The organism is Thiolapillus sp., assembly GCF_048562965.1.
Classification (GTDB): Bacteria; Pseudomonadota; Gammaproteobacteria; order Chromatiales; family Chromatiaceae; genus Thiolapillus; species Thiolapillus brandeum_A.
Genome location: NZ_JBHNMF010001564.1, coordinates 1 through 555, shown reverse-complemented (window position 1 = coordinate 555; position 555 = coordinate 1). Strand labels below are relative to the sequence as shown.

The following is a 555-nucleotide window of genomic DNA, read 5'->3' as shown; positions in this document are numbered from 1 at the left end:
CCAGGAATGCTTTCCGAGAGTTTCCCAGCACTGAGTTTGGTAAACACGCCAGTGGCAAAACCACTTCCAAAGCTGTCACCTCTGGCTCTGGCGAAGGCGCCGCCGACCAGGCCATGAGCCAGCACCCGTTTGACGGTGATGCCAGCACCCAGGTTGCCGATTGACGGACCCCCCAGACTTTTGGCTTCTCCAATTCCACTGTAGATGCCTGATTGTATGCCACTGAGCACCCCGGCTTCAAAGCCATCAGCGAAGGTGCCGCCCATGGCGGATGAAGCCGCGCCCATGGCCAGTCCGCCGATACCTGCCTGGATGGCCGTCTGCACGATGGTGGCTTCAATCCCTGTCAGCGCCATGCTCTCTACCGCTGCCACGGCAAATCCTGTCGCAAATTGATTGAGCGCCACTTGCATGGCAATCATCAGCACGGGGATAAAATGCCCACTCGGATCCGTATAGCTCAAGGGGTTGTTGAGCACATAGCTGTAGCGGTTGTAGCTTTGGCTGTTGTTGGGGAACTGGATGACGGTGTCCGGGGAAAGGAACCGCCCCAGG

Annotated in this window: 1 protein-coding gene; it reads right to left on the bottom strand. The window is 58.2% G+C overall.

Translation table 11 applies throughout. The features are described 5' to 3' along the window. Positions 1 to 555, bottom strand: a 555-nt coding sequence (locus tag ACOCD2_RS25530) for an RHS repeat-associated core domain-containing protein (RefSeq protein WP_293650892.1), incomplete at both ends; no start/stop codon positions are given.